The sequence below is a fragment of the Herpetosiphon gulosus genome (genome assembly GCF_039545135.1).
GTDB lineage: Bacteria > Chloroflexota > Chloroflexia > Chloroflexales > Herpetosiphonaceae > Herpetosiphon > Herpetosiphon gulosus.
In genome coordinates this window covers 274,725-289,121 of the sequence record NZ_BAABRU010000001.1, presented here as the reverse complement: position 1 = coordinate 289,121, position 14,397 = coordinate 274,725, and the positions used below count along the sequence as shown (strand labels likewise).

At 50.5% G+C, this 14,397-nt stretch carries 11 protein-coding genes and 1 other RNA gene; 11 read left to right on the top strand and 1 reads right to left on the bottom strand.

The features are described 5' to 3' along the window. Window positions 1-99: signal recognition particle sRNA small type (gene ffs / locus ABEB26_RS01290), an RNA gene on the bottom strand. A 473-nt stretch (window positions 100-572) separates the two neighbouring features. On the opposite strand from ffs, the gene ABEB26_RS01285 reads away from it, so the two are divergent. From ABEB26_RS01285 to asnB, 11 genes are all read left to right on the top strand, one after another. After that, window positions 573-1,448, top strand: a complete 876-nt coding sequence (locus ABEB26_RS01285) for a hypothetical protein (RefSeq protein WP_345720129.1) — start codon at window positions 573-575, stop codon at window positions 1,446-1,448. Window positions 1,449-1,483: 35 nt separating this feature from the next. After that, window positions 1,484-2,170, top strand: coding sequence for a sugar transferase (locus ABEB26_RS01280; RefSeq protein ID WP_345720128.1), 687 nt, complete (start codon window positions 1,484-1,486; stop codon window positions 2,168-2,170). After that, window positions 2,170-3,417, top strand: coding sequence for a glycosyltransferase (locus tag ABEB26_RS01275; RefSeq protein WP_345720127.1), 1,248 nt, complete (start codon window positions 2,170-2,172; stop codon window positions 3,415-3,417). The genes ABEB26_RS01280 and ABEB26_RS01275 overlap by 1 nt, the downstream gene beginning before the upstream one ends. Window positions 3,418-3,435: 18 nt before the next feature. Next, entirely contained in the window at window positions 3,436-4,569 is a 1,134-nt protein-coding gene (locus ABEB26_RS01270) for a glycosyltransferase family 4 protein (RefSeq protein WP_345720126.1), read from the top strand. 35 nt (window positions 4,570-4,604) lie between these two features. Next, complete coding sequence (locus tag ABEB26_RS01265; protein ID WP_012191109.1) at window positions 4,605-5,708, top strand: YveK family protein; 1,104 nt, start codon at window positions 4,605-4,607, stop codon at window positions 5,706-5,708. 53 nt (window positions 5,709-5,761) lie between these two features. Further along, the gene (locus ABEB26_RS01260; protein ID WP_345720125.1) at window positions 5,762-7,267 is read left to right on the top strand and encodes an O-antigen ligase family protein; all 1,506 of its coding nucleotides are present in this window, start codon (window positions 5,762-5,764) and stop codon (window positions 7,265-7,267) included. Then, window positions 7,251-8,717, top strand: a complete 1,467-nt coding sequence (locus ABEB26_RS01255; protein WP_345720124.1) for a lipopolysaccharide biosynthesis protein — start codon at window positions 7,251-7,253, stop codon at window positions 8,715-8,717. Before ABEB26_RS01260 ends, ABEB26_RS01255 begins: the two co-directional genes overlap by 17 nt. A 1-nt stretch (window position 8,718) precedes the next feature. After that, window positions 8,719-9,855 carry a glycosyltransferase gene (locus ABEB26_RS01250; protein ID WP_345720123.1) on the top strand — a complete coding sequence of 379 codons (1,137 nt, stop codon included), beginning with the start codon at window positions 8,719-8,721 and terminating at the stop codon, window positions 9,853-9,855. Further along, complete coding sequence (locus ABEB26_RS01245; RefSeq protein WP_345720122.1) at window positions 9,852-10,997, top strand: glycosyltransferase family 4 protein; 1,146 nt, start codon at window positions 9,852-9,854, stop codon at window positions 10,995-10,997. Before ABEB26_RS01250 ends, ABEB26_RS01245 begins: the two co-directional genes overlap by 4 nt. A gap of 272 nt (window positions 10,998-11,269) precedes the next feature. Further along, the gene (locus tag ABEB26_RS01240) at window positions 11,270-12,457 is read left to right on the top strand and encodes a glycosyltransferase family 2 protein (protein WP_345720121.1); all 1,188 of its coding nucleotides are present in this window, start codon (window positions 11,270-11,272) and stop codon (window positions 12,455-12,457) included. A gap of 37 nt (window positions 12,458-12,494) precedes the next feature. Further along, window positions 12,495-14,381, top strand: a complete 1,887-nt coding sequence (asnB, locus tag ABEB26_RS01235) for an asparagine synthase (glutamine-hydrolyzing) (protein ID WP_345720119.1) — start codon at window positions 12,495-12,497, stop codon at window positions 14,379-14,381. Window positions 14,382-14,397 lie beyond the last annotated feature (16 nt).

Genomic DNA, 14,397 nt, shown 5'->3' with positions numbered 1-14,397 from the left:
ACGGGCCAGGTTTGCTGTGACACCCATAGAGGCAAGCGTACCGTTGCTATCTTTCAATCCTGGCGGAGTTGGCAAACATATGCCGCACAGGACCCGACCCATCGACCATTATAGGCTACAAGCGGCTTTAAGTCAAAAAGTGTTGATCTTTTCATCTGGCATGGTATACTGGCGATGGCCAGAAACAACTACAGCCTATGGTGTCCTAGAAGATAGCGATGTGTCAGAAAGCAGCGATGCCAAAGCAAGTGCATCGCTTTTTTATTGGATACTTAAATTTTTTTTAGGACAAAAGTCACCCTTGACACTTTTAGTGTCAGAGGCCAAAGTAGTAGACGACCATTGGTAGGTAGTCCTTTCTCTTGATATGGTTCAGCTTAAGTACTATCAAAAATTTAGTACCCACGCTTTAGAATATTCGGTTGGCACACGACCAAAGACACCGTACTATTGTAAGTAGCGCTAAGTTTTCAATTTAGGCCAGATTCTCGTTAGAATCCGATGTGGCAAAAGCTTAGCTCAGGATTTAATTTTGGTGTAGTGTGGCACCTATAGCCAGAAAGTAAGCCACCATGAAGTACCTGCGTCGATCAATTATTGCGCTCGTTCTCTATCTCGCTGCGTTTTTCAACATCGAGCGGCTGGACTTCCAGGGCGAGAATGTTATTGACCTACGTTCGTTTGTCTATGTTCTCGGTTTAGCAGCAATCATCATCACGATTATGCTGCCCTATTTTCGGCAACGTCGGCTTTTGGTGGCCCTCACCTATTGGGGTGCGATCTACGCAATTATTCGTTTAGCATTTTTCAATGATGTTTCGTTTGTTGGGGTCGATATCTACCTATCGCTGACTGAATTGGTGTTCTTATTGGTTGGAGTGCGTTTTGGTCACCAAGTTGCCATCGATCTCTACGATTTCGAGCAAGCGGTGATCAATATCACCTTACCACAAGTTAATCGCCAAATTCGCCCGCTCAACGATTCCAACGATGAAATTCAAACTGAGATGGTGCGTAGTCGTCGCCATCGTCGCCCAATGAGTGTTCTGGTGATCAAGCCCGATCCTCAATCAGTCAATCTGGCGATTCATCGCAGTGTCGAAGAAGTGCAGAAATCCATGATGACGCGCTATGTCGTAACGAGTTTAACCCGCGTTGTCGCCGATGTTATGCGCCGAACCGACATGATTTTCGAGCAACCAAGCTCAAACCAATTTATCGTGATGAGTCCCGAAACCAATGCTGCTAATTCTGTTTCGTTTGCGGAACGCATCAAGGCTGCTGCGTCCGAGAGGCTGGGTGTAGATGTGTTGTGTGGAATTGCATCATTTCCCGACGATGCCCTGACATTTGATGAGTTGATTCGCGAGGCCGATACACGGGCTTTGCGCCAACTCAAAGGGGTAAAACCACAAGACACACGCTCGACCGTTCAGACTGAGGTTTAAAGCGCCGTTCATGCATCGTGCAGAAAGGAACCGTCATGGCTTCTTCACTCAATTACCGTGAAAATCCAGCCTATGCCTGGCTGTTTCAGATTCAACCTAATCGCTCACCAATGGCTCGGCAGGTCTATTTGGTTAGTAAACGAGCGATGGATTTGTTGATTTTGTTGATGGCAATGCCATTTTTGCTGCCATTCTTTCTCTTATGTGCTATTTTGATCAAAATTGATTCGCCTAATGGGCCGATTATGTTTACTCAAAAACGTACAGGCCAAGGTGGCAGAACGTTTCGAATGTACAAATTTCGCACAATGGTGCCCAACGCTGAAGAAATGAAAAAGCAGTTGATGCACCTCAACGAATTACAATGGCCCGATTTTAAAATTAGCAACGATCCACGCATCACCAAGGTTGGCAAATTCTTACGCAAAACCAGCCTCGATGAATTGCCTCAATTGTTGAATGTGATCAAAGGCGAGATGAGCCTGGTCGGCCCACGCCCAACCTCATTTGGCGCTCATACCTACGACTTGTGGCAAACTGAACGCCTCGATGTCCAGCCAGGTTTAACCGGGCTATGGCAATTATTCGGTCGCGCTAGCACCGAGTTCCATGATCGCTTGCTCTTGGATATTGCCTATATCGAACGCCGCTGCTTGTGGCTCGATATTCAAATTCTGTTCCGCACGATTCCCGCCGTGTTGAAGCAGCGGGGTGCACATTAGTGGCACAGCCAATTGCTTACATGATGTCACGGTTTCCGCATCTGTCGGAAACCTTTATTCTGCGTGAAATGCTCGAAATGGAGCGGCTTGGCTGGGAGGTTAAGCTGTTTCCGTTGATGTTGCAGCAACAAGCGGTCGTCCACGATGAGGCTAAGCGCTGGATTCCACTGGCTCAGCCCCAGCCATTTATCTCGCCCCATGTTGCCCTGAGTTCGTTACAGCGCTTAGTGAAACAACCCCTCAAAACGAGTAGTATCGTCGCGAAAACCCTAGCCGAAAGTGCTACAGCCCCCAGCGAATTAGTGCGTAAATTGGCATTAATTCCTAAAGCAATCACCTTGGCTAAGCATATGCAGGCTCAGCAGATTGCCCATATTCATTGCCATTACGCCACTTATCCAGCCTTTGCTGCTTGGATTATCAATCGCCTAACTGGTATTCCCTATTCCTTCACCGTCCATGGTCACGATATTTTTGTCAATCGGGCGATGCTGCCGACCAAAGCCCGTGGGGCTAGCGCAATTATGGCGATTGCTGAGTTTCACCGCGAATTTTTGGTCGAAAAATTAGGCGAGTGGGTGCGTGATCGGATTCATATTGTGCATTGTGGTATTCGCCCTGAGCGCTATCAACCTCAACCCAAGCCAGCTGGCGAACGCTTTGAAATTTTGACCACTGGCAGTTTGCAAGATTACAAAGGCCATCCCTTCTTGATTCAGGCCTGTAGCTTCTTGCGTGATCGTGGGGTTGCCTTCCGCTGCCGCATTATTGGCGGTGGCGAAGATCGCCCAATGCTTGAGCAATTGATCGCCGAAAAACAATTAACCGGCATGGTCGAATTGCTTGGCCCGCAGCCCGAAACCGCTGTGCGCGAACTATTAGCCACGGCTGATTGCTATGTCCAAGCCAGCATCATCACCCCCTCAGGCAAAATGGAAGGTATTCCTGTATCGTTGATGGAAGCCTTAGCCTGTGAATTACCAGTTGTGGCCTCGCGCATGTCGGGTATTCCAGAATTGGTGCGCCACGGCGAAACAGGCTATCTTGTGCCGCCCGCCAATGCCGCAGCCCTAGCCGATCAACTGCTGTATGTGCGCGATCACCCTGAGGAAGCCGCTAGTTACGCTGCTCGTGGCCGCGAACTGGTCCAAAGCGACTTCAACTTAGTAACTTGCGTCGAAAAACTTTCCGAAACATTACTCGCCGTGAATCCCGCTTTGCAACGGCCAATTCAACGCAATGCCTAATGCTCAGGAGCAGCCGTAATGCCCCAGAAGATTGCTTTTCTTAAAATTCGCGATTTTTCGTTTATTAATCCCAATCTGATCGCTCAATTCAAGCGGGTATTTCCTGAATATACGCTTGAGGTTTTCGATTTTAAGGATTGGCTCAAATACAATCCGCACCTTTATCTTTTGGCGATGGCCGCAGTGTATAAAGAATATGGTCGCGATATTTTGGCTGGTCAGAAGAAGCCTAATCCGCATTTATTCGTCACCCGATGGATTGGCAAACGGATTAAAAAGCTGGTGCAACAGCGTTTCAACCCGCGCGAGTATGCCTTTACCTTTCAAACTCAGACCAATTTTGATGCGAGTGTGGCGGGCATGCCGCATTTTATTTATACCGACCATACCTTGCGAGCCAATTGGCGCTACAAACTATTTGATCCCAGCAAAATTCAATATTCAGCCGAATGGCGTTCAGCGATTGAGCCGGAGATCTATCGTAATGCCAGCAAAATCTTTTTTGCCAGCAATTTTGCCCGAACTTCGGCGATCGAAGACTACAATTATCCGGCTGAAAAGGCTGAATGCGTATATACAGGTATTAATGTTAAAATAGACCCACCAACCAACAAAGAGTATGCCGCCAAACGGATCTTGTTTGTTGGAGTAGAATGGGAGCGCAAAGGCGGGCCAGAAGTCGCCGAAGCGTTTAAACGCATCCAAGCCAAGCATCCCGACGCTACATTAACAATTGTGGGATGTTCGCCCGAGCTTGATTTGCCCAATTGTCAGATTATTGGGCGAGTGCCGCGTGAACAAGTTGTTCAGTATTTTCGTGAGGCAACCATTTTTTGCATGCCCAGCCGGATCGAACCAGCAGGGATCGCCTTCACCGAAGCGGCTATGTATAAACTTCCAATTATTTCGGCCAACAGTGGCGGCCTGCCCGACCGCGTGCTGCATGGCCAAACTGGCTATCTGATTGAACCTGGTGACGTTGATAGCCTGACCAATTATTTAAGTGATTTGTTGGATCACCCTGAACGATGTCGTGAATTTGGTGAAGCTGGCTACCAATTGGCCCATCGTGAATTTACCTGGGATCGCGTTGGCGATCGCATTCGGGCTGCTATTCTTTCAACTATTCAACCAACGCAGCGCATGGCCTAGCCAGCAGTCGGCGCTGCAACAAAGGAACCGTTGCTATGGAATTTCGTCATTATCTTCGAATGTTAGGGCGCGGCTGGTGGCTGATCGCTCTAGCAGCATTAACTGGGTCAACCTTGGCGCTGGCCCGCGCTTATGTGACTGAGCCTGAGTATCGCACGCGCACCCGCCTGTTGCTCAGCCCCAACTTGGCTCGCGTCGATAGCGGCCAAGAGTTATATAGCGTTACCACCTTGCAAAATCGCACAATCGTCAACACGATTGCCGAAATTCTAAATAGCGGTAGCCCTTTCAAGGAAACTGGCTCGGTGCTCAATTTGCCGCCAGCCGAAGTTTTGCGCTACAAAAACAATGCAGTGACGGTTCCCGAAGCTAATGTTTTGGAAGTCTATGTTGATGGGCCTGATGCCCCAACTACTGCTCTGTTAGCTAATAGCTTGGCCCAACGCACCATTGATTTTGTTGATCAAAAATATCCCAGCTATAGCCTAACCGTGCTTGATCCAGCCTTGCCCTCATCAACCCCCCAAAGCCCGCAGCCAGTACGTGACACGACCTTGGCCTTGATTTTGGGCGCGGTGGTTGGTGCGATTATCGCAATTGTGCAAGAGCAACTCAAAACACCGTTGGAAGCACTACGCCGCCGCAGCACAGTTGATGCAGTTTCGACGGCCTTTACGCGCCGCCACTTCGACCAACAATCCAAAGAAGCGCTGGGCCGCAGCTCAATCGCCTCGCTAGGCTTGGTCTATCTCGATGGCATGCAAGATGTGATCGATAGTATGCCTGCGCCAGTTGTGCAGCGGGTCTTGCGCCATGCTAAAAATGTGTTGCGCAACGAACTACGCGGCAACGATATTGTGGGTCGCTGGGATAACACGACCTTCTCGATTTTGCTGCCTGAAACTCCCGAAATTGCTGCCACGCGCACGCTTGATCGGATTTTGAACGCGCTTGATCAGCCGGTCGAAACCGGGATTGATGATGTAGTGGTGAAATTAACGCCCTATGCTGGTGGAGCCACGCGCCGCAACAATATGGCCTACGCCCAATTAGTTGAAGAAGCTGAATCGGCCTTGACCCGCTCGTATCGCAGTGGCGAAAAGAATGTGCTCTTCTCAGCCGTTGAACAACCTGCCTAAATTAAACCAACCTGCACGGCATGCAATTCATGCCGTGCAGCCATGAGGTCGTTATGCTGGCCAACACACCACAAGAAGAGCCAACCAGCCAACCAGATGTGTTTAACAGCAAATGGATGAAATTTGCCTTTGCTTGTTTGGCGATCGTCGGTGGGGCTGGGGTTGCCGCCGCCTTGGCATTTTTCGATAACCCCTTGAAATTAGTGCTGCTGTTTGGTGGCGCTGGTGCTGCCATGGTCACAATGCGCAACAGCGAATGGGGCTTGCTGGCGCTGGTGTTCATGAGCTACACCCGTTTTTCCGATGTGATGGTGCGCAACGGTGCGCCCTCAACCGCCCAACCATTTTTAGCGCTGCTCTTTTTAATTATTTTCCTGCGCTGGGCACTCTACAACCAAAAACCCGAGCCTTGGCTCAAGCCCGCCGCCTGGATTTTCGTCTATGGGATGGTTGGGGTAGCCACATTTCTCTATGCCGATGATGTGCTGCGGGTCAAGAATGGAGTCGTTGCCTACTTCAAAGATGCGATCATCGTGATCGTGGTGGTAATGATGATGCGTTCACCCAAGATGCTGCATCGCTCGATGTGGGCACTCTTGTTCGCAGGCATTTTTATGGCCTCAATCACCACATGGCAGCAACTAACTGGCACCTTCGAGAACGATTATTTAGGCTTTGCCAAAGCTGGCAAAATGCAAATCGTTTCAGGCGTTGAAGATGATTATCGGATTGCTGGGCCAATCGGCGATCCTAACTTCTATTCCCAAGTCTTGCTGACCTTGATTCCCCTCGGTATGGATCGTATGTGGAATGAGAAGAATAAAAAATTGCGCTGGTTTGCAATTTGGCAATTGAGCGTTTGTATGGCCTCAATTTTCTTCTCGTTCAGCCGTGGGGCGTTTCTCTCGCTCTCGATTGCCAGCTTAATTATGTTTATTCGCCGACCACCCAAGCCGCTTTCGGTGATTATCATCATTGCTTTGGGTTTTGTGGTTATTCCAACCTTGCCAGCCTCGTATATTGCGCGGCTCGAAACAATTCCCGAGGCGATTCCTGGCTTGGCCCAAGAAGATGTGCGCAACGAGGCTTCGTTCCGGGGTCGTTCGAGCGCCCAACAAGCTGGTATTCGCATGTTTTGGGCTAACCCAATTTTTGGCTTAGGCGTGGGTAATTTTGGCAATCACTATCAAGAGTATGCCCGTGATCTAGGCCTTGATAACAGCCGTTGGGATCAAGCGCCGCACAATATGTACCTTGAGATTCTGACTGAAAAAGGCTTATTTGGGCTTTCGGTGTTTAGCGCAATGATGTGGGTACTGTTCCGCGATATGAACCGAGCGCGTAAAAAGTTCCGCGAAATCAATATGGGCGATTTCGATGGGTTGGTATTTGGCTTCCAAGCGGGCTTGGTTGGCTATATGTTCGCGGGGATTTTCCTGCAACTATCCTACCCACGCTTTTTCTGGATTCTGATCGCCATCGCCTATGCGATTCCCAATGTTGCCAATAAAGCTTATGAAGAGTATCGCGAGGCGCTACCAAATGGCGAAACAGCCTGAAACGATTGTCCAGAGCGCGGCTCGTAATACCTTATGGTCGTATGCCGCCACCTATGGCGGCAAAATTCTGATCTTTATCACCACGGTGATTTTGGCTTATTTCGTGACCAAAGCTGAATATGGCTTGGTCGGCATGGGCTTGACGGTGATCGCCTTTCTTGAAGTGATGCAAGATCTCGGGATTGGCTCGGCAGTGATTTATCGTGAAGGTGAGGATGCTGCCAATACCGCTTTTTGGCTTGGCTGTGGAATCGCCTTGACGCTCTTTAGTATCACATGGTTGGCAGCGCCCTTAGTTGCCACCTATTTCTTGCAAAATAATCCTAATGTGATTCCGATCATTCGGGCGTTGGGCTTGAGTTTTCCCTTATTTGCCATGCGCAATATTCACGATGCTCTGTTGCGCAAGCGCATGCAATTCAAAAAGCGCTTCATCCCCGATCTGATTCAGGTCAGCAGCAAAGGCGCGATTTCGATTGGCTGTGCCCTGGCGGGCATGGGCGCTTGGAGCTTGGTTTGGGGTCAATTGGGCGGCTCGGCCTGTGGCGTGATCGCCTATTGGATGGTCAATCCATGGCGGCCTAGCTTCAAACTGGATCGCACGGTGATTAAGCCACTTTTGAGCTTCGGCAGTAATATTGTGGCGGTTAATGGGCTATCAGTGATCTTGGCGCAAACCGATTATCTGCTGGTTGGGCGCTATCTTGGCGAGGAAAATCTGGGGGTGTATACCAACGGCTTTCGCTTCCCTGACTTGATGGTGATGCAGGTTTGTGTTGCTTTGGCCAATGTGCTGTATCCCTTGTACAGTCGTTTGCGCGATGATCCTGCTGGTTTGCAACAGGGCTTTTTTATTGCTTCGCGTTATGTGGCCTTGGTAACTGTGCCGCTTTCATTGGGGATTGCAATTACGGCTGAGCCGTTTGTTTTGACCTTGCTGAGCGTAAAATGGATTGAAACTGTGCCAATTATGCGCACAATTGCGATTTACACGCTGTTTCTTTCGCTGGGCTACAACGTTGGCGATGTCTACAAAGCCCAAAATCGCACCAGCATTTTGACCAAGCTTTCAATCGCTCGTTTGATTGTGTTGGTGCCAGCCTTGTGGTTTGCCGCTGCCCAATTCAAATCGTTGCAGGCGGTCGGCATTACCCATGCAATTGTGGCATTTTTGGGCAGCACACTCAATTTGGTGGTTGCCGCCAAAGTACTGAATATGCCAATTCGCCGAATTTTGAGCGCCTTCCAACCAGCCGCAATTGCTGGCACAGTGATGAGTATTTGTTTGATGTTGACCCTGCTGGCCTTGCAAAATACCCCTGCATGGCTGCAACTCTTGGCGGCAGTAGTGGTAGGCATCGGCTCCTATGCTGGAACTTTATGGTTTGGTCAGCGCGAAGTTCTGACCCAAGCAGGCCAAACCTTACGTGGTGCGGTGGCACGGAGATAATATGCACGTTGTTCAGGTGATCGATTCGCTCTATCGTGGTGGAGCGCAACAATTGCTGGTAACCTTCGCGATCGAAGCTCAACGCCGTGGAATTAAAACCACTGTTGTTTGCCTCAAAAGCGAAGATCGCGGCAGCAATTTGGTTGAACGGCTGAATAGTTTGGGCGTTGAAGTGCTGCGTTTGGCTGCGCCCAAAATGCTTGCACCCAAACGGATCTGGCAATTAACCCGCTGGCTGCGCCGCAATCAGGTTAGTGTGGTGCATACGCATTTGACCTATGGCAACGTCGTAGGCATTTTGGCAGCACGTTTGGCCAATATTCCCGTGGTGGCGACGATGCACCTAGCGGGCTTCGATCCATCAATTGCTAATCGCCAACAGCAGTTTGAGGCCCAAGTGGTGCGGCGTTTGGCGCAGCAAATTATCGCGGTTGGCTATACCACTCGCGATGCCTACCAGCCAATTATGCCCAATCGCCAGCTGCATGTGGTGCATAATGCCGTGGTAGCTGTGCCTGAAATTAGCCCTGAGCAACGCCAAACCACTCGTGAAGCTGTTTTGGGCGATGCTGATTTGACCATGTTGATCAACGTTGGGCGTTTTGCGGCGATCAAAGATCTGCCAACTCTGATCGATGCTTTTGCCTTGGTGCATGCTCAACATCCGCAAGCCCGTTTGGTTTTGGCTGGCGAAGGCGATCAACGGCCCAAAATCGAAGCCAAAATAAATAAACACCAATTGCATGCAGTGGTCAATTTGCTTGGCGCGCGCGATGATATTCCGGTGTTGTTGCGTAGCGCTGATTTGTTTGTAAACTCATCGGCCAATGAGGGTTTGCCAATCGCCGTGCTCGAAGCCATGGCCGCAGGCCTGCCGATTATTGCCACCAAAGTTGGCGACGTGCCACATGTGGTGCGTGAACAAGCAGGCATTACGGTTGCACCGAATGATCATCAGGCCTTGGCCGCCGCGATCAACCAAGTTTTGAGTGAGCCAAGCCAGATCCAAGCGATGCAACAGGCGGCTCAACAGATTATCGAGCAATACCATAGCCCTAGTGCCTGGGTTGATCAATTATTAAGCTTGTATACCGCCGCCCACGAGGGCGTTGACCAGCGTGAGGCTGTTTCAGCATGAACGACACGTTACATGTAGCCATGATCATCCAAGGCTATTTTCCGCGCATCGGCGGCGCTGAACGCCAACTTGCGGCTTTGGCTCCTTTTCTGGCAGCTGAAGGCGTGGCAATTAGCGTGCTGACGCGGCGATATGCTGGCTTCAAGCCCTTCGAACTGATCGAACATGTGCCAGTCCATCGCTTACCAATTCCTGGGCCTGTGCCAACTGCGGCCTTGGTTTTCACAGCGGCGGCGATTCCCTTGCTCTGGCGTTTGAAGCCAAATTTGGTGCATGCTCATGAAATGTTTTCGCCAGCCACCACTGCGATCGCCGCCAAACAAGCTTTGGGCCTGCCTTATGCCGTGACCGCCCACCGTTCTGGGCCACTTGGCGATGTACTGCGCATGCAACAACGCCCATTTGGTAAAGGTCGCTTGGAGCGCATTACCAAAACCGCCGATGCCTTTTTTACAATCAGCCGTGAAATCGATCAAGAATTTGATCAGATTTTGGGCATTGAGGCTAAACGGCGGCATTATGTACCCAACGGGGTTGATCCTGAAAAATATTGCCCAATCGCTGGCGAAGCCAAAACGGCCCTACGCCGTGAATTAAATTTGCCAACCGAAGGCACAATAACGTTGTATGCAGGGCGACTATCCGAGGAAAAACGGGTACGCTATTTGGTTGAAGCTTGGCCAGCGATTCGCGCCAAACATCCCGACGCGAGCTTGTTGATTTTGGGGCAGGGGCCAGAAGAAGCCAATCTCAAAGCCAAAACCAGCGCTGGAATAATTTTTGGTGGGGCAGTGCATAACGTGCCACCGTATTTGCAAGCCGCCGATGTGTTTGTGCTGCCGTCGATTGCTGAAGGCTTTTCGGTGGCGATGCTCGAAGCTATGGCCAGCGAATTGGCGGTCGTCATCACTGATGTTGGTGGGGCACGCGATGCGATTGACGATGGCGTGCATGGCTTGGTGATTCCACCCGACGATCAGCCAGCGCTTGAACAAGCTTTGTTGGCAGTTTTAGGCGATCAAGCCTCGCGCCAGCGCATGGGCCAAGCTGCTCGCCAACGGGTGCAGCAAGAGTTTGCCCTGAGCGTGATTGCCAAGCAGTTGCGTGGTTTGTATGAAAATATAGCCAAGTTAAGAACATAGGAGCGAGGGTTCAGGGGCTAGGGTTCGGGGAGCAGAGAGTAGTCTTGCTTTAACGCAGAGACGCAGAGCCTTTGAAGGGATGAAGGATGAGGGATGAAGGGTATAGAGGTTACGGTTGGGCGCTTGGCAAATATTTACGTTCCCTCACCCCCTAGCCCCCTCTCCCGCCCAGCGAGGAGAGGGGGAATCATGAATAGTGAACTCCCCTCGTCCGCCGCAGTGGGCGAGGGGCGGGGGTGAGGGATGGATCAATAGTGATTAAGGAATACTCAATGATTGCGGCGTTATTTTGGCTGTTTGCAGGCAGCGTCATCTATACTTATGCTGGTTATCCAGCGCTCTTGACTTTACTAGCACGCTTTCGCCGTGAGCGCGGGCCGTATCCGCACGCTGAGCCAGCAGTTACCTTGCTGATTGCGGCCTACAACGAAGAGGCTGAAATCGCTCGCAAAATTGAAAACTCGCTGGCCTTGGATTATCCGCGTGAGCAATTGCAACTATTAATTATTGCCGATGGCTCAAGCGACCGCACGCCCGAAATTGTGCAGCAATATGCCGATCGCGGCGTGGAATTGCTGTATGAAGCACCACGACGCGGCAAAATGGCAGCGATCAATCGGGCGATTCCATTTGTACGTGGCGAAATTATTGTCTTTTCTGATGCCAATAATCGCTATGATGCCAATGTGATTCGCGAACTGGTTGCGCCATTTGCCGATGCCGATGTTGGCGCAGTTTCGGGCGCGAAGGTGATCGAAAAGGGCGACGGTGCTTTGGGCGAATCCGAAGGGCTGTATTGGCGCTACGAGTCGTTTGTCAAAAAGCAAGAGAGCAAATTGGCTGGCTGCACCGCCGTTGCTGGCGAAGTGCTGGCGATTCGCAGCGATTTATTTGAATCGCCGCCTGATGAAATTATCAATGACGACACCCATATGGGCATGCGGATCATCGCGCGGGGCTTTCGGATTCACTATGCGCCACAGGCTCGCTCACATGAACGCGTTTCGCAATCGGCGCAGGATGAAATTGCCCGCCGTGCTCGAATTTTCGCTGGGCGCTATCAAGCAATTACCTATGCTCGTAGTTTGTGGCCTTTCCGCCGCCCACTCGCCTTGTGGCAATTGCTCTCGCACCAAACCTTGCGCACCTTGGTGGCGGTGAATATGGTTGGGGCATTGGTGATGAACATTCTGGCGGTGCTCTCGCCAAGTAAGGCAAAATCGCATAAACTACTACGTTTAGCAGCGCCTTTTAATTGGCTGTTGTTAATCTTTCAAATTGTGTTCTACATCATGGCGTGGCTTGGTGGCCGAGTTGACTCAAATAGTAAACTCGGCAAGCTGGTTTACATTCCAACTTTCCTAGTCAATAGCAATTGGGCTGGCTTAATTGGCCTATATCGCTTTGTCCGACGACGACAAACCACGCTATGGCAGCGAGTGGGGCGGCGCACGAACTAACTTCGACTGTTGTTGGCGCATGAACTGAGGTGATCCTATGTGTGGTATTTGTGGCATTGTCTATTTTGATCGCAGCCGTACAGCCGAGCGACCCTTGCTCGAAGCACTGTGCGACAATATCCATCATCGCGGGCCAGATCAAAATGGCTTTTATCTCAATGGCCCAGTCGGGCTTGGCTCAGTCCGGCTTTCGATTATCGACGTTGCAGGCGGCAAAATGCCCATCGCCAACGAAGATGGCTCGATCTGGATCGTCTATAACGGCGAGGTTTACAACTTTACCGAGTTGCGCCCACGCTTGGAAAAAGCTGGTCATAAATTTGAAACCCACTCCGATACTGAAACCATCGTGCATTTGTACGAAGAAATTGGCGATGAATTTCCCAAACATCTCAATGGGATGTTTGCCTGCGCGATTTGGGACGATCGTCGCCAGCGCTTGGTAATTGCCCGTGATCACGTTGGCATCAAGCCAGTCTATTATGCTAATTTAGGTGATCGCTTGGTCTTTGGCTCGGAAATCAAGGCTATGCTCGATACTGGCATTAGCCGCGAAATCGATCCAATTGGCTTGCACGATTATCTTTCGCTAAATTATGTGCCTGGCCCAAACACGATTTTCAAGGCGATCAAAAAGCTTCAACCTGGCCATATGCTGACCTACGAAGCTGCAACCAATGCCGTCGAAATTAAGCAATATTGGGATATTCCACGGATGGTTTCGCCGCACTTCAAAATCACCAATGATGTTGAAACCGACTTACTGAATCTGTTGCGCACGGTTGTGCAAGATCAACTGATTAGCGATGTGCCCTTGGGCGCGTTTCTCAGCGGTGGAGTCGATTCAAGTTTAGTGGTGGCCTTGATGAGCGAAGTCACCAACCAGCCAGTTAAAACCTTCTCGGTGGGCTTTGCCGAAAAATCCTATGACGAATCGCCGTATGCGCGAATTGTCGCCGAGCGCTTCCGCACCGATCACCACGAAATTATCATGAATCCTGATGCGCAGGCCACGGTTGATGCCATGGTCAAGTATTTTGATGAGCCATTTGCCGATTCGTCGTCGGTGGCAGTGTATGCAGTCAGCGAATTGGCCCGCCAGCATGTCAAAGTAGCGCTGAGTGGCGATGGTGGCGATGAGGTGTTTGGCGGCTATGCCACTTATCAAGCTGATAAAATTGCTGCGCTGTATCGGCGTTTGCCCCAAGCAATTGGCGGTGGTTTAGTGCCAAACTTGGTCAATATGTTGCCCACATCCGATGGCAAAGTCAGCTTCGATTTCAAGGCCAAGCGCTTTGTGCAGGGCGGGATGCTTGCCCCATTGCCAGCCCATGCCGCATGGAAAGCCTTTATGAGCGAATCGATGAAAGAGCAGTTGTACGCTGGCTCGGCAATTTTGACCAAGCAGCGGCCAACGGTTGATCTGTTACAAGGCTATTACGATGCCTACAATGCCGACGATGTGCTCAATCGCTTGCTCTATGTCGATTCCAAAGTGCAATTGGCCGACGATATGTTGGTCAAAGTCGATCGGATGAGCATGGCCCATTCGCTGGAAGTGCGTGTGCCGTTACTCGATACGCGTTTGGTCGAGTGGATGGCTAAATTGCCCAGTCATACCAAAATTAATGGTATGAAGCTCAAATATTTGCTCAAGCGGGTGGCCGCCAAAGTGCTGCCAGCCCAAATTTTAGAGCGGCGCAAAGCTGGGTTTAGCGTGCCAATTCCCCAATGGCTCAAAACCGATCTACGGCCATTGGTCAATCAAAAACTCTCAGTTGAGGCCTTGACCGAACAAGGTTTCTTCAACCCACAATATATTGCAACAATGCTGAGTGATCACTGGGCGGGGCGGCACGACTATAGCCGCCAAATCTGGAATTTACTCATGTTCAGCATGTGGTACGAACGTTACGGCAAATAATCGACGTGCCACCAAC

What these genes read in the sequence shown, in the direction of transcription:
- ABEB26_RS01285 (WP_345720129.1), top strand. Translation starts at nt 573, where the DNA reads ATGAAGTACCTGCGTCGATCAATTATTGCGCTCGTTCTCTATCTCGCT.
- ABEB26_RS01280 (WP_345720128.1), top strand. Translation starts at nt 1,484, where the DNA reads ATGGCTTCTTCACTCAATTACCGTGAAAATCCAGCCTATGCCTGGCTG.
- ABEB26_RS01270 (WP_345720126.1), top strand. Translation starts at nt 3,436, where the DNA reads ATGCCCCAGAAGATTGCTTTTCTTAAAATTCGCGATTTTTCGTTTATT.
- ABEB26_RS01265 (WP_012191109.1), top strand. Translation starts at nt 4,605, where the DNA reads ATGGAATTTCGTCATTATCTTCGAATGTTAGGGCGCGGCTGGTGGCTG.
- ABEB26_RS01260 (WP_345720125.1), top strand. Translation starts at nt 5,762, where the DNA reads ATGCTGGCCAACACACCACAAGAAGAGCCAACCAGCCAACCAGATGTG.
- ABEB26_RS01255 (WP_345720124.1), top strand. Translation starts at nt 7,251, where the DNA reads ATGGCGAAACAGCCTGAAACGATTGTCCAGAGCGCGGCTCGTAATACC.
- ABEB26_RS01250 (WP_345720123.1), top strand. Translation starts at nt 8,719, where the DNA reads ATGCACGTTGTTCAGGTGATCGATTCGCTCTATCGTGGTGGAGCGCAA.
- ABEB26_RS01245 (WP_345720122.1), top strand. Translation starts at nt 9,852, where the DNA reads ATGAACGACACGTTACATGTAGCCATGATCATCCAAGGCTATTTTCCG.
- ABEB26_RS01240 (WP_345720121.1), top strand. Translation starts at nt 11,270, where the DNA reads ATGATTGCGGCGTTATTTTGGCTGTTTGCAGGCAGCGTCATCTATACT.
- asnB (WP_345720119.1), top strand. Translation starts at nt 12,495, where the DNA reads ATGTGTGGTATTTGTGGCATTGTCTATTTTGATCGCAGCCGTACAGCC.